Origin of the sequence: Afipia sp. 1NLS2 (assembly GCF_000178995.1) — a bacterium.
Taxonomy (GTDB): domain Bacteria; phylum Pseudomonadota; class Alphaproteobacteria; order Rhizobiales; family Xanthobacteraceae; genus Afipia.
In genome coordinates, this window is record NZ_ADVZ01000001.1 from 282,359 (window position 1) to 302,304 (window position 19,946).

Genomic DNA, 19,946 nt, shown 5'->3' on the forward strand with positions numbered 1-19,946 from the left:
TTTTATGCCGGTTGCTCTGTCAGCCATTGACGGATGATGGAAACAGTCTCGTTTGGATTGCGGTCAGCCAGTTCGCCAACACGATGAACGGATTGCGCGTGGACCTGTCCCTGCACTTGCGCGACATCGATCATCTGCGCGGTGGCGGCGGTATGAACGGGCCCTGCGACGGCGGCGGGCTCGGCTTCGGGCAGCGCCGGCACCGAAGCGGGTGGCGGGTCTTCGGCCAACACGCGCTTGACGAGCGGGCGAACAACCATGAACACGACCACGATGGCGAGCAGCGACATCACGCCGAGCTCGATGAAATACATCACATCGTCCTTGGTGAACTGGAATACGCTCAGCCAGCCGGTCGGCTCCGGCAGCGGCACGGCCGCAGGCGCCTCGGCGAAGCGCAGATTGACGACATCGACCTGATCGCCGCGATTCTTTTCAAAGCCGATCGCCGAGCGCACCAGTGTAGCGATGCGCTCGAGGTCTTCCTTGCTGCGCGGCGCATAGACCATGTCGCCTTTTTCGTTCTTGGAATAAGTGCCGTCCACCAGCACGGCGACCGACACGCGCTGCACGCGCCCTGCTTCGGTCACTTCCGTCTTGGTGGTGCGGGAAATCTCGTAATTGTTGATTTCCTCGCTCTTCTTGCTCTGGTCCTTGCCCGCATTGGCTGCATTCTGCTGCTGGTTGCCGGGCATTTCGTTATTGACGGTGACCTGACCGTTCTGCCCGTTCGACGTCGCGGACGATTCCTCGCGCGTCTGGCTGGAGCGCAGCACGCGCCCTTCGGGGTCGAACTTGTCGGATGTCTCGGTGACCTTGTTGTAATCGAAATCAGCCGAGAGCTGGACACGCGCGCGGCCGGCGCCAACCACCGAGGTAACGATGCTTTCGATCTGCTTGCGTAGCCGGTTCTCATAGGCGATACGCCGCTCGTCCGCGCCGACATCGCCCATCCCGTTGGCATCACCCGACCCGTCCGCGAGCAATTGGCCATTCTCGTCGACGATCGAGACGCGCTGCGGCTTCAGGCCATTGACGGACGATGCGACGAGATGGCGGATGGCGCGAACCTGCTGCGGCTCGAGCGCCCCGCGGACACGAACCACGATCGCCGCTGAAGGCTCCGGTTTCTCGCGCGAGAACAGGGGCCGGTCCGGCAGCACCAGATGCACCCGCACCGCCTGGATGCGGTCGATGGACTTGATGGTGCGGGCAAGCTCGCCTTCGAGCGCGCGCAGATGATTGACGTTCTGGACGAAACTGGTCGACCCCAGCGTATCGGACTTGTCGAAGATCTCGTAGCCGACGCCGCCGCCCTTCGGCAGGCCGCCTTCGGCGAGCTTCATCCGCAGACGGGTGACCTTGTCTTTCGGCACCATGATGATGGCGCCGTCGTTCTTCAGCTCGTAAGGGATGCCCTGCCGGTCGAGCTCCTTCATGACGCCGGACGCGTCGTCGTAGCTCAGATCGGTATAAAGGGTGACCATCTGCGGAGCCGTCACCCGCAGGATGACGAACCCAAAAAAGCCAAGCAAGGCCATGGTCACGGCCAACATCGCCGCGAGCCGCCCTGCACCCATACCCCGAAGGAATGAAACCAGCCCTTGCAAAGACCACCCCAAAGATTCGGCCAAATCGGACCGACTGGGCAGAATTTGCCTAGGGATGGTTTCTAGATGGTTAACGCCGGTTAACAGCCTGGCAGAAATTGAGACATCCTCAAGCTCCGCTTCATGGAATGAAGCGGATTTTCGGAAAATCCCGGCTGCGGGCCGTTGGTGTTATTGGCGATATTGCTGGATTCGGGTGGTGCGCAGCCCGGCCAGACCGTGCTGGTCGATCGAAAACTGCCAGGACAGGAATTCGTCCACCGTCAGCGTATAGCGGCTGCAGGCTTCTTCCAGGGAAAGAAGGCCGCCACGGACGGCTGCGACAACTTCGGCCTTGCGGCGGATAACCCACCGTTTGGTACCAGGAGCCGGAAGATCAGCAATCGTCAACGGGCTACCATCAGGCCCGATGACATACTTTACCCTCGGGCGGTGGGGTTCTGTCATGGCGTACTCACAAACTCAAACTGCACTCGTGGGAACAAGGTACCCCGCGCCGCTTAAAATTTGCCTAAGCCTAAGCGTCGAATGCAGTTCTCCTGAAACCCGCCTCTCTCAACGACTAACCCCGCCTCCTGAGAGACGGGGTAGGAATTCTTAAACAATCAGATAACGGTACTTAGGTGCTGCTGTCGCCCGTGCCGCTTCCGGTGTCGGACGTGCCGCTGCGAACCACCCGCTTGATCTGGTCGATCGTGTAATTGTTGCCACCCATCGAGAGCAGCGCCGGGCTCGCCGTCATGTCCACGGAATCCACCACGCCCTGCACTTCGGTCGTCACCGTAACATCCTTGCCCGAAGTGTCCTTGCCGGTCACCGTCAGCTTGTAATTGTCGGCCGGCCATTGCGTCCCGTCATTGCCCTTGCCGTCCCACACAAAGCTCGCATTGCCCGCCGTCAACGAATAGCTGCCGGTATAGGCGGTTTCGCCATTCGGAGCTGAAATCGTCACGACGGCGTTGCAGTTGGCCGCCGCATTGAAATTCCAAGTCGCCGACCCATTAAAGGCGGCGGTCGAACCATCAACCGAGATGGTCTGGCCGACGAAGCTCAGCGCTTGCGTCGATTGCGCCGTCTTCTGTAGCGCCACCAGCGAACTCAATTGATCGTTGGCCTTCAACTGCTGCTCGACCTGGGCGAACTGCACAAGCTGCGCGGTGAACTGGTTGGTATCGAGCGGGTCGAGTGGATTTTGATTCTGCAACTGCGTGGTCAGCAGCGTCAGAAACGTCTGGAAGTTATCCGCGATGCCCGTGGAGCTTGAACTCGAACTGCTGCTGCTCGACGACGAACTTGTATTCGTCGTCGACGCGGGGGCCGATGTCACCGGTGTTGCTGTTGTCGCGTCAACCGACATGGCTTGTCCTCAAATGCTGATATCGACGCCGGAGCTCGAACCGGAAGGCCGGCCGTAGCTCGCGCCCGCAGCCTGCGGCGTGGTTGAAACCTCTTCGGAGACGATCAGGCGTTGCGAATGGCGCCCCTGCCCGTTGTCGCCCTGACCTCCTTGCGGCGATTGATCGCGCAGGCTGAACTGCAACCCGCCATCGCCCGTCTTGAGGCCGGCATCCTCCAGCGCGCGCTGCAATTGCGGCGCATCCTTGCGCAGCATGTCGAGCGTCGCGGGTTGATCCACCGTGAGGTGCGATGTCACCCGGCCGTGCTTGTCGACGTCGAGCCGCACATCGATGCGGCCAAGATCGGCGGGATCGAGACGGATCTGGAAGCTAGTATTGCCCGCTGCCGCGCGCGTCGCGATGTCGACCGCGAGCCCATTGACCGGCACAGGAACGCTGGCAGCCTGCGCGGAGGCCGTTGGCCCCGCCGCCGTCACCGTGAATTGCTGTTGGGTTTGAGTCTGTTGTGTGGCGGGCGCTTGCAGATCGAGGGCTGCCTGGAAGCTGACATCCGGCTTCGAACTCTGGATATCGGCGCCGTGCCGATCATGCACGGTAGCGGCAGGCGCAGTCCCATTGTCCGCTTTCGTCGAAGCGGCATTACTCTTGCCATTATCCGCATTCGTGTCATCGGAGGAAGAAGCGGCAGGCTTATCGCCGGAAGGCTTGGCCTCGGCTCCGGTTTTTGTGCCGACCTCATCCGCATCGGCTGTTTTGGCCTGTGCTTTCGCCGACTTGCCATTCCCGATGCCCGCGACGGCATCCGTCTTCACGACACCGGTGGAAGTTGGCGTAGCACCTGCTGTCGTAACCTGCTGCGACATGACGATACCGGTGGACAGCGCTGTTGCATCCGCGCCATCACCGGTCGCTGCCGGCGCAGCACCATCGGCAGATGCCTGCGCGTGATCGGTCTTCGCTTTCTCGGAAAACGAATGTCCGGCCACGGGCTCGGTGCCCGGCTTGGCTGCGGTTGTCGTTGCGACTGCCTTTGCATCCGTACCGGCAGCGGCGTCTTTGGCCGAAGTTGCTGCAGCGGCGGCGACCGCCGAGACACCTGTGGCAGGTGTCTCAGTCTCACCCGACGCATCGGATGATTTGCCATCCGGCTTGATAGCCGCCTCCGGCGTCGTCGCGGGAATCGCGACCGCAACCGCATTCGGATTTGTCAGATCGGCCGCCGTCTCCTGGGTCTTGCTTGTGTCCGCCGATGTCTCGTCAGCTGCACCATCTTTCAGCTTGGGCTTGGATTTTCCCTCGATCAGACCGGTTTTCGCCGTAGCCGACCCGGCATGAGTAGACGGCTTCTTTCCTTTTTGATTGGAAACGCCGGTGCGCGGCGTGGCCTGCTGCGTATCCGCTGCATTGCCAGCATCGCTCCTGTCATCGCGCTTGGCAGGGCGATCGTTGCCACTTGCCTGCTGAGCTGCATTGTCCTGGGAAGACGGCGCGGGAGGATCACGATCGGCCGCCGATGTATTGCTATCGACCAGGGAACCGAAATCGTCCGCGGACCCGCCCTGATCCTGCCTGGGCGGGGTACGGTGGCTGTAAACTTGGGAATTGACGGCTGGATCGTGCGCAACGTTCAACACGGGACTGGTTCTCGCAAAGGTACCTACAGCTTTCTCAGCAAGGACCGGGCCAGCCTTGATTTCTTGATATATGTAATAAAAACAATATCTTAAATGGAATGACAGTCTCCCGTCGGAGCCTTTGCAGGCTGCTTTTTCTGCCTTCCGGCAAGTTTTGCCGGACGAAACCGTTCTAATTGCCACCCATCGTCCCCAACTATAATAAAGTAACTAGATAGGACGCGGCCTTCGCGCCCTTGGATCAATGCGATGCTCAACAGTCTCGACCTCGAAGGACCGCCGTCCGGCACGCGCGTGGTCGTCGCCATGTCCGGTGGCGTCGACTCCTCGACCACGGCTGCCTTGCTGAAGGCCGAGGGCTATGACGTCATCGGCATCACGCTGCAACTTTACGATCATGGCGCCGCGACCCACCGCAAAGGCGCCTGCTGCGCGGGACAGGACATTCACGACGCGCGCGATGTCGCCGAACGCATTGGCATTCCACATTATGTGCTCGACTATGAGAGCCGCTTCCGTGAATCGGTGATCGACCGCTTCGCGGAGAGCTACGTCCTCGGCGAAACGCCAGTGCCGTGCATCGAGTGCAACCGTTCCGTCAAATTCCGCGATCTGCTCACCACCGCGCGAGAACTCGGCGCCAAGGCGCTGGCCACCGGCCATTACGTCGCCTCGCGGCGTCAGGCTGACGGCTCGCGCGCCATGGTCTGCGCCGCCGATGCCGACCGCGACCAGAGTTATTTCCTGTTTGCGACGACGCAGGACCAGCTCAACGATCTGCGTTTCCCGCTCGGCGACATGACCAAGACCCAGACCCGCGAATTGGCGCGCCGTTTCGATCTGCCGGTCGCCGAGAAACACGACAGTCAGGACATCTGCTTCGTGCCGACCGGCCGCTATACCGACGTGATCGAGCGCATGAAGCCAAATGCGCTGCAGCCGGGCGACATCGTCGATCTGCGCGGCCGCGTTCTCGGCCATCATCAGGGCATCGTGAACTTCACGATCGGCCAGCGCCGCGGCATTGGCATTGCAGCCGCCGAGCCACTTTACGTCGTTGCGCTCGACGCCGCAGCGCGCAGAGTCATCGTCGGCCCGCGCGCCGCGCTGCGCAAAAGCGTCATCACCCTGCGCGATATCAACTGGATCGGCGACGGCTCATTCGAGCGCGCGGCAACCGAAGGTCGCGATCTCTACATCAAGGTGCGCTCGACCCGTCCGCCTCAGGCGGCCCATCTGCGGATGAATGGCGATCATTGCGAAGTCGAACTTCTCGCCGGAGAGGAAGGCATCTCGCCCGGACAGGCTTGCGTGTTCTACGATGCACCGGCAGGGCAGGCGCGCGTGCTCGGCGGCGGGTTCATCACGCACGCTTTCAATCACGGCGACAAAACGGATTTCCAGCACCTTGCGGCCTCCGCCGCGATCTAGAGGTTTCGAACCATCGTGGGTAACGACATCGATCGCGCCGGAGTGGCGAAGGCTTATGCCGCTTGGGCCCCGATCTACGATCTCGTCTTCGGGCAAGTCTTCGATGCCGGACGCAAAGCCACGATCGCACTGGCCGACCAGATCGGCGGACGTATCCTCGATGTCGGTATCGGCACCGGCCTGTCGCTGACCGACTATTCGCGCACCACGAAAATCTGCGGCGTCGACATTTCGGAGCCTATGCTCCGCAAAGCTCGCGAACGCGCCCGGACGCTCAACCTGACCAACGTGGAAGCCCTGTCGGTGATGGACGCCAAGCATCTGGCATTCGCGGACGGCACCTTCGACGCCGTGGTCGCGCAATATGTCGTCACCGCCGTGCCCGAGCCCGAAGCCACGCTCGATGATTTCGTGCGCGTGCTGAAGCCTGGCGGCGAGCTCATTCTCGTCAACCACATCGGCGCGGAAGGCGGCCCTCGCAAACTTTTCGAGTTGGCCTTCGCGCCGCTGGCGCGGCGGCTGGGCTGGCGGCCCGAGTTCCCCTGGGCACGCCTCGTCAACTGGGCAGCCCGCCACGGCGGCATCGATCTGATCGAGCGGCGACCAATGCCGCCGATGGGGCATTTTTCCCTGATCCGTTACCGCAAGCTCTGACTTCGCGCCGGAACATCCGCGGGCCGGAATCGTTCAGCCGTCATGCGGATATCCATGACTTTTGCTGCGATGATCTGTGTGCTGGCGGCCATGCCTGCACGCATGTTTGCCCAGGCCGCACCTGCACCCGCGACACCGCCGGCGCAGACGGCACCGCCCCATCCTAATCGTGCAACGACCGGCTGCGCACCTACTCAGATTTCGCCGAAAGAAGGCCGTGTCCAGCCGTCGAATCCGAAGAGCGAAACTGGCAGACCGCTCGGCGACACGCTCGCCCAATCAGACGGGGTGCTGTGCCCTCCTGCTGGCGTCGACCCCGAGATGCACGCGCCGACTCCAAACCCACCCAGCAGTTCCATGCCGGTGATCCCTCCGCCCGGCAGTCCGGGCGGCAATCCGAACGTGCGGCCGAAATGATGCGTTTTCGGAGCTTTCTCTTGCTTGACAGCCATTTGCCTCCCTCTTTATATGCGCCATTCGCGGGTGGCCGGTCACATCGGCCATGCGGATTTTGGCGAGGTAGCTCAGCTGGTTAGAGCACGGGAATCATAATCCTGGGGTCGGGGGTTCGAGTCCCTCTCTCGCTACCACCTTCTCGTGACAATTTTCCAGCATTCAGCTCCTTCGCGACGAACCTTACGTTCGCGGCGAACCTCACGCGCTTTTCCATATTGTGCAACTTCACACACGCACTGCACACGTCGTCGTCCGCGCCGCTGCGAACATGCGGTCTGGAAATTGGCATTACCGTGCCGAAAGTGCCGCCCCGCGCGCATTTGCATCCGGCGGTCGACCGGGCATATGATCTTCAGACGTTTTGTCACTCTCCGCTCCGCGTAGTGCGCGGAATGCAGGTGAGGCTGCCGCTGTGCGGCGCAATCCCAGGAGACCTATGACAATGAATGCCCCCATCGTGCGTCTGACGAGTCTTGCTCATGGTGGCGGATGCGGCTGCAAGCTCGCACCCGCCATGCTGCAGGAATTGCTCGCTAACCAGCCCGCCGCTGCACCGTTCCGTCAACTGCTGGTCGGTGTCGAAACCGGCGACGACGCCGCGGTATGGAAAGTCGACGACTCCACCTGTGTGGTTGCCACCACGGATTTCTTCATGCCGGTCGTGGATGATCCCTTTGACTTTGGCCGGATTGCCGCGACCAACGCGATCTCCGACATTTACGCCATGGGCGCGAAGCCGATCATGGCGCTCGCGATCCTCGGCATGCCACTCAACAAGATCACGGTCGATGACGTACGCAAGATCATCGCGGGCGGCAACGCCGTCTGTGCGACAGCTGGAATTCCCGTCGCGGGCGGCCACTCGATCGACGCGCCGGAGCCGATCTACGGTCTTGCCGTCATCGGTCTCTGCCGCCCCGATCAGGTACGCCGCAACGCCGACGCCAAACCTGGTGATGCGCTGATCCTGACCAAGGCCATTGGTGTCGGTATTTATTCCGCCGCTATTAAGAAGGCCGAACTCTCCGGTCAGGGTTATGCCGAAATGGTTGCTTCAACCACACAGCTTAATCGCATTGGCGGCGAGCTTGCCGACGACAAGACCGTTCATGCCATCACCGACGTCACAGGTTTCGGCCTGCTCGGCCACGCGCTGGAGCTTGCACGCGGCTCGAAACTCACCGTCACGCTGAAGGCCGGCGACGTGCCGCTGTTCACGCAAGCCGCACATCTTGCGCAGCAGGGTTACGTCACCGGCGCATCCACGCGAAACTGGGCAAGCTATGGCGATGCAATCCGCTTGCCCGAAGGTCTGCCCGACTGGCAGCGCAACCTGCTGGTCGATCCGCAGACGTCGGGTGGACTGCTGATCTCTTGCGCCGCCGATCGGGCGCAAGAAATCCTCACAACGATTCAGCGTGCGGGATATGATGCCGCGCGGATCGTCGGCCACACCGAAGCGGGCCCCGCCGAGGTGCGCGTCATAGCGTAAATCGCGGCATCTCCGGGCCGATCCACGCAGTCGTCTTGCAAAAACAAATGGATTGCCGGGTCAAGCCCGGCAATGACGGATCGATCCATCCGTCAATTCGCCGTCGCAGGCTCGACCTTCATGCGGCGGCCCCAATTATCGAAGAAGTGCCCTTCATTGACCACCATGCGGTCCTCATTGACGCGATCCTCCAGCGCGCGCAGCTCCTCTGCCGCGCGGCGATCCTCGATTGGGCCTCCATCTTCGTCACTGACCGGCATGATCAGAACGCCGTCCCACGCGACACCAGCGCCTCGCATCAGCATGCTGAACTGATGCCAGTCAAGTTCATCCCCGATCATATGCGTAAATGTCGAGCGCAACGGCAACACGCTGAGATTTGCCGTCGAAACCAGCAGGATCAGTGCGGTGAAGCCATTCCTGCGCCGATATTCCTTGACGATCCAGTCGTCGAACAAGGCATCGTCGAGCTTCTCCCGGTGCCCCCTAGCAGATTTCGACAAGCGGCAGCTCCACGATTTCTCGCTCAAGCACGCTGAGGAAGGGGCCATTGCGTGCATTGCCGAACCAATTCTCGAACTCGCTCAACTGCTTTCCGATGTCGGCCGGCTTCTCTTCCGGCTTCGCATCGTCGCTCGCTTCATCTCCGGTCCCGGCCTGTTTCATTTGCCAGCAGGCACGAATGACCGGCTGGAATTTCTCCAGCGATTCCTGTTGGGATTCGTTTTCCGCCGACCAGCCGACCTCCCGCAGGAAGGCCGCCGAGCCTCTGACGACAGCATCATCCTCGGTCTCGCAATCCTGAATCGCCGCGACGACCGTCCGCATGAGATTTAGCCTGCGAAAACCGAAAGCGCGTTCGTTTGCAAGCTCCTTGAGGCGAACAGCAATTTCGCGGCGATAATTTTCCTCGTTCACGCTCGCCTCGTGCGCGGAGCGCTCGAAATCATCGAGAAATGCGGAAAGCTGCTGCGTCGTCATCGCACACCCAATTTCGGTGAGAGAGGATTTGGCGGAAGAGAATGGGAGTCGAACCCACCAAGAACCGTCTCGCGGCCCTTCCCGGATTTGAAGTCCGGACGCCCCACCGGGAACGATGCTCTTCCGTTAAGGTCTATCTTCGCAACCTTCGCTGACGCTGGCAATTCATCAAACGATCTGCCGAAAAGGTCAAGCCGGTACTTATTGACGCGGCGTAAATCGCCATGACGAATGGTGACACCGTGCCGGTCGAAGAATTCGAGAATCTGTATTGCAACCTTGCGGCCATTGTCGAGGCGATCGCGTAGCTGTGCCGCGGTGAAATAGCCATCTGGCGCTACGGCGGCCACGGACGTCATGATCTGGACAATCTCGGCGACAGTCCCGCGCAGGAAAAAATGATCGTGAGCGACCTCGTCGACCTTGCCCATGCGGCCAATCAACTTGAAAACCCGCCTCACCTCGGGCTCGGAGATGCCCGTAAAACCCGCGATATCGCGCACGCGCGGCGGCCGGAAGCGTGCTTCGCCGCCAATATAATGGGCTACCTTGGCCCACACCGCCTCATCGGCCGACGACAATCGCACCTCATGACCCGGCAGGCGAACCCATGCGCCATCGAGTGCCACCTCCTTATTGCGCGCGAGTCCCTGCAATAATGCGACGACGACTGGCGTCGCGAGCCGTGGCTCGAGTTGCAGCCGCAACCGTTCAAGCCCCATGCCGGGGAGGTTGGGATGGTCCGCGTGAAAAGCCGTGAGCGTCGCGTTGATCGCATTCTTCAGGCGAAGCCATGCCGCCGGCGCGATCACATACTCTGCTTTCGGAGTTGGCAGCCGCAGCAGGCTGAGGCGCTGGATCATCGCCTCGCGCTCGCTTGCCGACAGCGCATGGTCGCGCACGAAAGCGGTGAAATCGATATAGCCGGTGACCGCGAGCATCGCCCACAGACTTTTATCGGCGTCGGCAATCGCTCCCGCTTCGAGCTGGGCGATCCGCTCCGGTGTCCGCCGCTTGCGCGCGGGGGCGCGTAAATCCACGAGAACGCCACCGCCGATTGTGCGTTGTGCCGTGGTGTCGCGAAGCACGAACCGGTCTCCCGCCACAGCAGCAATCGGCCGATCCATCACGAGTTGGACAAAAGCTTCACCGCCCGGCGGCACCGGATCGTCGCCCAGCAGCACCACCCGCGCACCAATCTCAGACGCTGCGTGATGCAGCCGTACCGGCATCCATTGGGTGACAGACCGCGTTTCCGAGGAAAGCACCTGCAATTTTGCATCGATCCGATTGGCCGGCGCATGCAGTACGGGATCGAGCACGACGTCGCCGCGACTGATCGCATCCTTACTGATCTGATCGCCCGCAAGATTGAGCGCACAGCGATCCCCCGCCTGCCCATGCTCCGCAGTACGATTTTGCACATGAATGGCACGCACACGTGCCATTCGCCCCGACGGGCTGATGACGACCTGATCACCTACCGTAACGCTGCCAGAGAGCACGGTCCCCGTCACCACGGTGCCCGTGCCGGACAATGTGAACGAACGGTCAACTGCGAGACGGAAACGTCCCTGCGCCGAGCGGCCGGACCACGCTGTCGCCGCCGCGAAAAGGTGCGCGCGCAATTCCGCGACACCTGCCCCCGTCGCGCTGGATACCGCAAACATCGGCGCATCGTGCAGCGCCGTTGGCGCCAGAAAATTCGAAATCTCAACCCGAGCCTCCGCGAGGCGCTCGGCGTCCACCATATCCGACTTCGTAATCGCGACCGCACCAGCATGGATGCCGAGTAGATTGACTATCGCAAGATGCTCGATGGTCTGCGGCATGACGCCGTCGTCGGCAGCGATCACCAGGAGAACGAAATCGATTCCGGTCGCGCCTGCGAGCATGTTGTGAACAAAACGCTCATGCCCCGGCACGTCGACGAAACCGAGAATGCCGCCCTCCGGCATCGCCAGATAGGCAAAGCCTAGGTCGACAGAGATGCCGCGCGCCTTCTCCTCCTTCAGGCGATCGGTATCGACGCCGGTCAGCGCTCGCACCAGCGAGGTCTTGCCATGGTCGATATGTCCTGCGGTGCCGACAATCATTATGCAGGCTCCGGCAATGGGAGATTCGCAAGCTTTTTGGCGCGTTCGATCTCCGCAACCGACAATGCCGCGAATGTCGGATGAATGAACGATTCCGCAAGCGGGCTCGCACCGGCCTGCGCCCGCAGCAGCCACATCAACGCCGCGACGCCGTCACGCGGCACCCCCGCGCCGAGTTGATAGGCCGCGCCGAGCATCGCCTGCGCATCGGCATCGCCGAGCGCCGCCGCCTTGTCCCACCAGCGCGCGGCTGCGGCAGCATCACGTTCGACGCCAAGCGCGTTGTGATACATCATGCCGAGCCGCGTCATTGCGGGCACGATGCCCTGCGCGGCTGCAGCTTCCGCCCAGCGCTTCGCATCCGAAATGTCGCCGGGGATCATCTCGCCCTCGACCAGCATCCACGACAGCATGTCTTGCGCCGGCCCGTCACCTGCTTCCGCTGCCATCCGGTAGAGTTCGGCGGCCCGGACCGCATTGGCCTGGACGCCTTCACCCTTAAAGTAGATTTCGGCAAGGTTGCGTTGGCCGACCGGATCGCCGCCTTCGGCCGCAAGCGTCAGCCATCGCAAGGCGAGCGCGCTGTCGCGATCGACCCCAAGCCCGTCGCTGAAACACTTGCCGATATTGTTCTGGGCGCGCGCAACACCTTGATGCGCCAACGGCCCCCAAATCGCCAGTGCGGATTCGTAATCATTTGCCTCAGCGGCTTCATAGGCCAGCGCCATCCGTTCGGCGACCAGCGCTTCGCCCGCAGCTTCGCCCGGCGCATCCGCCCCGCGCTGTTGACGCAAATCCTCAAAGAATTTGCGCAGGCCCATCAGCGCCGCTCCTCTACATGTAACGTCGCAAGATTACGCACGAACGCTGCCTCATCTTCGAGGCAGCGGAGATCCAGCACGAGAGCATCATTCTCGACGCGGCCGATGACCGGCTGGTCCAGCGTGCGGAGCGCAGCCGCCAGCGCCGTCAGCGCGCGACCTTTTCCACGTGTTGCTGTCGCGCTTAGCGCAATTCCCGCGCTTGGAATCACCTCGGACGGCAATGATCCCGAACCGATTTGGCTTGCGCAGGCAATCACGACAGCGGTGAAGTGCGAACCGGCGGCGGCTGCGACGACAGGCCTGAGGCGCGCTGCCGCGGCTTCGATATCGGCAAGTGGGCGCGCCATCATGCGCAATGTCGGCAACCGTTCGGCCAGACGATCCGGGTCGCGATAGAGCCGCAACGTCGCCTCGATCGCCGCAAGGCGAATCTTGTCGATACGCAGCGCACGCTTCATTGGATTGCGGTTCAGCCGCGCAATCAATTCCCGCTTACCGACGATGAACCCGGCCTGCGGGCCGCCAAGGAGCTTATCGCCAGAAAATGTCACGAGGTCCGCGCCCTCAGCCACGGCCTCCACTACGGTCTGCTCGTGCGTCAGCCCATAGCGCGCCAGATCGACCAGTGTGCCGGACCCAAGATCGTTCAGGAGCGGTACGTGACTCGCGTGCGCCAATGCCGAGATGGCCTTGCCGGATACCGATTTGGTGAAGCCCTCGATGCGGTAGTTTGACGTGTGCACCTTGAGGATCAGCCCGGTCTTCGGACTGATCGCCGCCGCATAATCCTTTTCATGCGTGCGATTGGTGGTACCGACTTCAAGCAGCTTGGCGCCAGCGCGCGCCATGATCTCCGGCATGCGGAAGGCGCCGCCGATCTCGATCAACTCACCGCGCGAAACGATCGCCTCTTTACCCTTGGCCAGTGTATTGAGCGCGAGCAGAACGGCGGCGGCATTGTTGTTCACAACCGTTGCATCTTCGGCGCCGGTCAATTCGCACAACAGGCCACGAACCAGGCTGTCGCGCTCGCCGCGCTTGCCCTGCGCAAGATCGAATTCCAACGCCAGAGCTTCGCGCATCGCGACCGTCGCCGCGTCAATCGCCGCTTCCGCAAGAATGGCGCGTCCGAGATTGGTATGCAGCACGGTACCGGTGAGGTTGAACACCGGCCGTGCATTCGGGCGCGCATCCGTCTCAAGCCATAAAACAGCATCGGCGGCGATGGCTTCGGCACTGGCCGCAGGCGCCTCGCCCGCGCCAATTCCGCGCCGCACGGCAGCGGTCGCCTGACGTATCGCTTCCACGGCGCGCGTTCGCCCAAAGCGGGCAACCGCCTGCTGCGCCGGCGGCGTTTTCAGAATTTCATCGACGGACGGAATTCGGCTGGGGGTGGAAATTCCTGTATCCATATCGGCCTCCTTAGTAGCCGATCAGAAACGGATTGACGCCACCGCGGCGGAAGCCGAGCTCGCGCACCAGAAGATCAAGCCCAAGCGTCGCGACATCGTCGGCGACCGGATCGAGGCGATCATCCTTCTGGTGATTAAGCACTTTCATATAACCGTGACAATCATCGCAGGTTTCAGCCTTGATGTTGCCGGCCCCTTCGATTTCCTGAAACAAAATTTTGCGGGTCGAACCGCAGAGCGTGCATTTGGAGCGAACGTAGTTCCAAAGCGTTCCGCAGAGCGAGCAAGAACAATAACGCGCACCCGGCGTATGCGGCGAATTGATCAGCACCGTCGCTGTCGGAGCACCGCCGCAGGACGGGCATGCACCGTCACCGACCGATTGCAGGCTCTTGGGATCGAGCCGCGCGGCGAGACGAGCAAAATGCACCTGGAGGGCCGCAGCGAGAAAGATGTGCTCGGCGAGTGCTTCGACCGGAATGGCTTCTGCCAGCACATTCTCGACCATGCGCGTACGCCCGTCGGCATCCGCTTTCGTAACCTTCTCAAGCGCGATACGTGCCTGTGCCGGCATATCGAGGTCGGCCGCCGCAACAAGCAGCCGGTCCAGCGTCGCAGTAAAGGCGGCGTCGGCCGTGAAATGTCCCCGATCGAGCGGCGGCATGGTGTGCTGGCGCGCGCGCTCCAGTGTTTCCAATGCAATGGCGTCCGGCTCCGGCAGTCCCTCCTGAATGGCCGCCTGCACCCGGCACAAACCGGACAGGAACCTCAAATAGGGCGCAAGTTCATGGCCTTCGGCGAGTGAGCTAAAACGCGCCGCGCGAACCGAAAACAACTGGTTTGGGTCGGGGAGCCGCACAAACGGCGGCGTCGGAATATTGCTGACAACGGATGGATCAGGCGCAGTCGAATCGACGCTGGACATCATTTATCCTCACGAACCTCACGGGTCACGTGGTTTCACCAAAACGTGGCGCGAGATATATACCCCGCCTGGCTGAGCACTTCAACACAACCTCCTTAACGACGCCGGCATGCTCATCATGCCGGCGTCGTTTGCACTCTCAGTGCTTTGTTGTCGTGACCAGATCTTTCAGCCACTTGCGATGGTGCCGCCAGGCCCAGCCACCCGTCACCTGACCACGCGTCATCGCTCCGATCGTGCCGCGCACCCAAATGCCCGCATAAACGTGAACGATCCAGACACAGATCGCCACAATCGCAGCCCCCGAATGCACCAGCACAGCAATCCGCCGCTGTTCGATCGTGAAGTAGCTCGCGAAATACTCATCCCAACTGATAAGTCCGGAGACGATCAGAACGAGGATCAGGAGCGACATCGACCAGAACACCACCTTCTGTCCGGCATTGTACTTGCCGACTTCGGGCAACTTGTTCTCGTCGCCAGCCAGCACATCACGCAACCGGCCCAGCCAGACGCTGTCGTTTTTCTTCCAGAGATTGAGCCGGAAGAAACGGAAGAACAACCCCATGAAGCTGAAGAACAGCACCACGCCGATCCACGGGTGGATCGCCCGCGTCAACTGCCCACCACCGAACAGGCCTGTCAGGAAATACAGACTCGGGCTGTACAACGCGAGGCCGGACAAGGCGAGCAGCACGAGGCTGACCGCCGTGATCCAGTGGTTGATGCGCGCACCGACGGTGTAGCGGTCGACGATGACCGGTTTACCGGGATGAACGCTGTCGCCCGTATCGACTTCCAACTCGCTCATGACCGTCCCTCCGTCAATCGCTCGGCGTTCTTCTCATCCTCCTCCGACACCCTGTTGGGGCCGGCGATGGCATGATGCAGGAAGCCGATGGCGGCAAAGGCACCGATGGCGGCGAGACCGGCGTATTTGGTCACGCCCTTCCAGACTTCAACGATCGGACTGATCGATGGGTTGTTCGGCAGGTTGGCATAGATCTGCGGCTTATCGAGATGCTGCAACACGTACATGACGTGCGTGCCACCCACGCCCGGAGGATCGTAGAGGCCGGCATTGGTAAAGCCGCGCGACTTGAGATCCTTGATGCGGTGGTCGGCCCACTGCTTCATCTCGTCCTTGGTGCCGAATACGATCGCCTGTGTCGGGCAGGCCTTCTGGCACGCAGGTCCCTGCCCAACCGCGACGCGGTCGACACAGAGTGTGCACTTGTAGACCTTGGAGTCCGCCTTCGACAGACGCGGGATGTTGAACGGGCATCCCTTGATGCAGTAGCCGCAGCCGATGCACTTGTCGTGGACGAAATCCACGATGCCGTTGGAGTACTGCACGATGGCGCCAGGCGCCGGGCAAGCCTTGAGGCAGCCCGGATCCTCGCAATGCATGCAGCCGTCCTTGCGGATCAGCCACTCGAGATTGCCGGTTTCGGCATTCTCGTACTCGGTGTAGCGCATCAACGTCCAGGTGTTTTCCGTCAGATCGTGCGGGTTGTCATAGACACCCGTGTTGATACCGACTTCCTCGGTGAGGTTATTCCACTCGAGGCACGCCACCTGGCAGGCCTTGCAGCCGATGCACTTCGATACGTCGATCAGCTTCGCCACCTCCGTCTGCCGCTTGGCAGGCGGAGTGACGGTGGAAGCCGAACGGCGGATCAGATCCTGGTCACCGAACTTCGCGGGAGCCGGATTGGTGGTCGGGTTAGGAACAGGTGTAAACATGTCTTTGCCCTCCCTTTAAGCCACCGGACCCGTGATGGGTTCGATATTGACAAGGAACGCCTTGTATTCCGGCGTCTGCGAATTCGCGTCGCCGATCGCGGACGTGAGCCCGTTGATCGGAGAAGCCTTCTTGGTCTCGCCGATGAAGCCGAAGTTGAGCGGAAGCCCCACTTCGTGCACCGGCTTGCCGTCGATCATGAACGGCTTGAGGCGTTTGGTGACGACCGCCTTGCCCTTAACCTCGCCGCGCTTGGATCGAACCCGGACCATCTGTCCGTGCTTGATCCCCTTCTCCTTCGCGAGTTGCTCGGAGATTTCCACGAAGAACTCGGGCTGCATCACCGCGTTGGCATGCACGCTCTTTGTCCAATAATGGAAATGCTCAGTGAGGCGATAGGTCGTACCGACGATCGGGAAGTCCTTGGACGTGCCAAGCGCCTCCAGATCGTTCTTGAACGCCCGCGCCACCGGATTGCCCTTGAGTTTCGGGAACACAAGGTTGCCCACCGGCGATTCGAACGGCTCCATATGCACCGGGAACGGACCATCGGCCATCAAGCCACGAACCCAGAGGCGTGACACGCCTTCCGCATTCATGATGAAGGGTCCGACTGCCCGGCTCGGCGGAATGGTCGGCACATAGTCCGGCACATCCGGTCCGGTCCAGCGTTCGCCGTTCCAGTACATGTACTTCTTGGCTTCGCTCCACGGCTTGCCGTCAACGTCAGCAGAAGCACGGTTGTACTGAATGCGGCGGTTGGCCGGCCACGCGAAGCCCCAGCTACCGTACACACCGAGCCCCGAGGGGTCGCTGTTGTCGCGGCGCTGGGCATTGTTGCCGGTCGGACCGTAGACGCCGGTGTAGATCCACATGCAGCCGTCAGTCGAACCATCGTCCCGCATCTCGCCGAACGAAGCGAGGCGCTGGCCGGCGGCACGAACCACCTTGCCGTCTGCATCCTTGAGATCGACAAGAGCCTTACCGTTGAGCTCGGTTAGAAGCTCCTCGACCGTCGGATGGAGCGGATCCTTGTAGCTCCAATCAACCGCGAGGATCGCATCCTTACCCTTGCCGCCATCCTTCTCGTACATCTTGCGCATGCGCACAAAGAGATCCGACAGGATTTCGATATCAGTCCGCGACTCGAAGTACGGATCGGCGGCCTTCCACTTCCACTGGATCACGCGACTCGAGTTGGTGACGCTGCCCTCCTCTTCCGCGAAGGAAGTGACGGGCAACATGAACACCTCGGTCTGGACCTTGGCGGGGTCGATATTATTGAACTCGCCATGATTTTCCCAGAACCGGACGGTATCCGTCTCGATTGGATCCATGCTGACCAGGAACTTCAGCTTCGACAGCGCTTCCCGGCTCTTGTTCGAGTTGGGAATTGCCATCAGCGGATTGAAGCCCTGACAGAGAAGACCGTTGGTCTTACCCTGGTGCATCACATCAAACATCTTGATGCAGTCATAGATGCCGTCGAGCTTCGGCAGGTAGTTGTAGCCGAATTCGTTCTCCTTGGTGGCATTGGCGCCGAACTGCGATTTCAGGAAGCTGACATAGAACTTGCGATAGTTCTGCCAGTAGCTGGTCTGGTTCGGCGTCAGCGGCTTGAAGGTGCGCTTCGCAAGATGCGACTCCAGTGTCGGCTCCTGCTCGGTTGGCAATGCCAGATAGCCCGGAATTGCCGCCGTCAGGGTGCCGACATCGGTGATGCCCTGCACGTTGGAGTGACCGCGCAATGCGTTCACGCCGCCGCCGGGAATACCGATGTTGCCGCACAGAAGCTGAATCATCGCCGCACAGCGGATGTTCTGAGCACCATGGCTGTGCTGCGTCCATCCGAGCGCATACATGATCGTCATCGCGCGTTCGCCATTGGCGGTTGACGAAACCCACTCGGCCACCTTCAGGAACTTGTCCTTTGGCGTGCCCGAGACACGTTCCACCAGCTCCGGCGTATACTGCGCGAAGTGCTTCTTCATGAGTTGGAACACGCAGCGCGGATCCTGCAACGTCATATCGCGTATCGCGAAGCCGTCAGGACCGAACTTGTATTCCCACGTGCTGCGATCATACGAACGCTTGCCCTCGTCGTAACCGGAGAACAGGCCTTCGTTGAACTCGAAATCGTCGCGAACGATGAACGCCGCGTTCGTGTAGTTGCGCACGTACTCTTTATGGATCTTGTCGTTGGTGAGCAGGTAGTTGATCACACCCGACAGGAACGTGATGTCCGATCCGGAACGGATCGGAGCATAGTGATCCGCCATGGCTGCCGACCGGTTGAACCGGGGGTCAACCACCATCAGCTTGGCGCCACGCTCGGCTTTCGCCTCGGTGACCCACTTGAATCCGCAGGGATGTGCTTCCGCTGCGTTACCACCCATAATCCAGACGAGATCAGCGTTCTTGATGTCCGTCCAGGAATTCGTCATTGCACCGCGACCAAATGTGGGGCCCAAACTGGCCACCGTCGGTCCGTGTCAAATTCTCGCCTGGTTTTCGATCTGCAACAGACCAAGGCCACGCGAGACCTTGAACGTCGCCCATCCGCCTTCGTTGGCCACCGAACTGCCGGCAAGGAACGCGGTCGTCATCCACCGATTGACGGTGATGCCGTCGCGATTCTTCTCGACCCAGTTGGCGTCGCGATCTTCCTTCATCAATTTCGCGATGCGCTCCATCGCGAAATCCCAGCTCACCCGCTCGAAGCCATTGCTGCCGGGCTTGCGGTACATCGGGTACTTCACCCGCGTCTTTGATTTGATGTAATCAAGTGCGCCTGCACCCTTGGGGCAGAGCGTACCGCGATTGACCGGATGATCCACGTCACCCTCGATGTGGGTGACTTCCATTTTGCCTTTTTCTTCCTTGCTCTCAGCAGAGAAGATCAGCATTCCGCAGCAAACCGCACAGTACGGACACTGGCTGCGAACTTCCTTGGTCTGCGCAAGCTTGAAAGGCCGGATTGAGAGTGCATGGGCCGCTTCGATTTCACCAAATCCAAGAGCGCCAAGACTTGTTCCGACCAAACCCGCGCCGGCCCCGAGCATAAACGAGCGCCGCGAGAGTTCCATGTTCATGGAACGTTTCCTCCGAGTTGGCCCCCGCCGGGGGACAGCCGACTTTAGAGTTAGTCAAAATAAAAGCTATGCTCAGTTCAAGTTACTGTCAAAGCTACGTTTTTGTCGCAGTTCATCTGACACTTGCGCGCATCACTGGCTTTCCTGCCTTGCTGCAAAGCGGCATCTCTTTGCGCCTGTTCATTTATCCATGCAGATGAAATGCACATTTAAAGCGCGCTCAGTGACAACAAACTC

General features: G+C 61.0%; 16 protein-coding genes, 2 tRNA genes and 1 pseudogene. 5 read left to right on the forward strand and 14 right to left on the reverse strand.

Going from position 1 to position 19,946, the window contains the following annotated elements:
• Window positions 1-2: 2 nt before the first annotated feature.
• The 4 genes from fliF to AFIDRAFT_RS01370 all read right to left on the reverse strand — a co-directional run bounded on the left by fliF (window position 3) and on the right by AFIDRAFT_RS01370 (window position 4,602).
• The gene (fliF, locus tag AFIDRAFT_RS01355; protein WP_040297689.1) at window positions 3-1,610 is read right to left on the reverse strand and encodes a flagellar basal-body MS-ring/collar protein FliF; all 1,608 of its coding nucleotides are present in this window, start codon (window positions 1,608-1,610) and stop codon (window positions 3-5) included.
• 171 nt (window positions 1,611-1,781) lie between these two features.
• Window positions 1,782-2,057 (reverse strand): CtrA inhibitor SciP, encoded by a 276-nt coding sequence (gene sciP, locus AFIDRAFT_RS01360; protein ID WP_002714638.1) that lies wholly within the window; start codon window positions 2,055-2,057, stop codon window positions 1,782-1,784.
• A 172-nt stretch (window positions 2,058-2,229) separates the two neighbouring features.
• The gene (locus AFIDRAFT_RS01365; protein WP_009337165.1) at window positions 2,230-2,967 is read right to left on the reverse strand and encodes a flagellar hook assembly protein FlgD; all 738 of its coding nucleotides are present in this window, start codon (window positions 2,965-2,967) and stop codon (window positions 2,230-2,232) included.
• Window positions 2,968-2,976: 9 nt separating this feature from the next.
• Complete coding sequence (locus AFIDRAFT_RS01370) at window positions 2,977-4,602, reverse strand: flagellar hook-length control protein FliK (protein ID WP_009337166.1); 1,626 nt, start codon at window positions 4,600-4,602, stop codon at window positions 2,977-2,979.
• A 249-nt stretch (window positions 4,603-4,851) separates the two neighbouring features.
• Here AFIDRAFT_RS01370 and mnmA point away from each other — a divergent pair, with 249 nt between their 5' ends.
• The 5 genes from mnmA (at window position 4,852) to selD (ending at window position 8,635) form a co-directional block, all read left to right on the forward strand.
• Complete coding sequence (gene mnmA / locus AFIDRAFT_RS01375) at window positions 4,852-6,033, forward strand: tRNA 2-thiouridine(34) synthase MnmA (protein ID WP_009337167.1); 1,182 nt, start codon at window positions 4,852-4,854, stop codon at window positions 6,031-6,033.
• Between the two features lie 15 nt (window positions 6,034-6,048).
• Window positions 6,049-6,687, forward strand: a complete 639-nt coding sequence (locus AFIDRAFT_RS01380; protein ID WP_009337168.1) for a class I SAM-dependent methyltransferase — start codon at window positions 6,049-6,051, stop codon at window positions 6,685-6,687.
• 54 nt (window positions 6,688-6,741) lie between these two features.
• Window positions 6,742-7,104: a hypothetical protein gene (locus AFIDRAFT_RS19195; RefSeq protein WP_198007792.1), complete on the forward strand. Its 363-nt coding sequence runs from the start codon at window positions 6,742-6,744 to the stop codon at window positions 7,102-7,104.
• A 96-nt stretch (window positions 7,105-7,200) separates the two neighbouring features.
• Window positions 7,201-7,277, forward strand: a tRNA-Met gene (locus AFIDRAFT_RS01390).
• 308 nt (window positions 7,278-7,585) lie between these two features.
• Window positions 7,586-8,635, forward strand: coding sequence for a selenide, water dikinase SelD (gene selD / locus AFIDRAFT_RS01395; protein WP_009337170.1), 1,050 nt, complete (start codon window positions 7,586-7,588; stop codon window positions 8,633-8,635).
• Window positions 8,636-8,727: 92 nt separating this feature from the next.
• Here the strand turns inward: selD and AFIDRAFT_RS01400 are convergent, their stop codons facing one another.
• The 10 genes and pseudogenes from AFIDRAFT_RS01400 to fdnG all read right to left on the reverse strand — a co-directional run bounded on the left by AFIDRAFT_RS01400 (window position 8,728) and on the right by fdnG (window position 19,709).
• Window positions 8,728-9,138: a hypothetical protein gene (locus AFIDRAFT_RS01400; RefSeq protein ID WP_009337171.1), complete on the reverse strand. Its 411-nt coding sequence runs from the start codon at window positions 9,136-9,138 to the stop codon at window positions 8,728-8,730.
• Window positions 9,122-9,616 carry a hypothetical protein gene (locus AFIDRAFT_RS01405; RefSeq protein WP_009337172.1) on the reverse strand — a complete coding sequence of 165 codons (495 nt, stop codon included), beginning with the start codon at window positions 9,614-9,616 and terminating at the stop codon, window positions 9,122-9,124. Before AFIDRAFT_RS01405 ends, AFIDRAFT_RS01400 begins: the two co-directional genes overlap by 17 nt.
• A gap of 29 nt (window positions 9,617-9,645) precedes the next feature.
• Window positions 9,646-9,741, reverse strand: a tRNA-Sec gene (locus AFIDRAFT_RS19650).
• Between the two features lie 96 nt (window positions 9,742-9,837).
• Window positions 9,838-11,712 (reverse strand): annotated as a pseudogene (gene selB / locus AFIDRAFT_RS01410) (selenocysteine-specific translation elongation factor); the annotation flags it as partial.
• The gene (locus AFIDRAFT_RS01415) at window positions 11,712-12,533 is read right to left on the reverse strand and encodes a tetratricopeptide repeat protein (protein WP_009337174.1); all 822 of its coding nucleotides are present in this window, start codon (window positions 12,531-12,533) and stop codon (window positions 11,712-11,714) included. The gene AFIDRAFT_RS01415 and the pseudogene selB, both read right to left, overlap by 1 nt.
• Window positions 12,533-13,948, reverse strand: coding sequence for an L-seryl-tRNA(Sec) selenium transferase (selA, locus tag AFIDRAFT_RS01420; RefSeq protein WP_009337175.1), 1,416 nt, complete (start codon window positions 13,946-13,948; stop codon window positions 12,533-12,535). The genes AFIDRAFT_RS01415 and selA overlap by 1 nt, the downstream gene beginning before the upstream one ends.
• Before the next feature lie 10 nt (window positions 13,949-13,958).
• Complete coding sequence (gene fdhE / locus AFIDRAFT_RS01425) at window positions 13,959-14,873, reverse strand: formate dehydrogenase accessory protein FdhE (protein WP_009337176.1); 915 nt, start codon at window positions 14,871-14,873, stop codon at window positions 13,959-13,961.
• A 139-nt stretch (window positions 14,874-15,012) separates the two neighbouring features.
• Window positions 15,013-15,684, reverse strand: coding sequence for a formate dehydrogenase subunit gamma (locus tag AFIDRAFT_RS01430; protein ID WP_009337177.1), 672 nt, complete (start codon window positions 15,682-15,684; stop codon window positions 15,013-15,015).
• The gene (gene fdxH, locus AFIDRAFT_RS01435) at window positions 15,681-16,619 is read right to left on the reverse strand and encodes a formate dehydrogenase subunit beta (protein ID WP_009337178.1); all 939 of its coding nucleotides are present in this window, start codon (window positions 16,617-16,619) and stop codon (window positions 15,681-15,683) included. Before fdxH ends, AFIDRAFT_RS01430 begins: the two co-directional genes overlap by 4 nt.
• 15 nt (window positions 16,620-16,634) lie before the next feature.
• Complete coding sequence (fdnG, locus tag AFIDRAFT_RS01440; RefSeq protein ID WP_083801608.1) at window positions 16,635-19,709, reverse strand: formate dehydrogenase-N subunit alpha; 3,075 nt, start codon at window positions 19,707-19,709, stop codon at window positions 16,635-16,637.
• Window positions 19,710-19,946 lie beyond the last annotated feature (237 nt).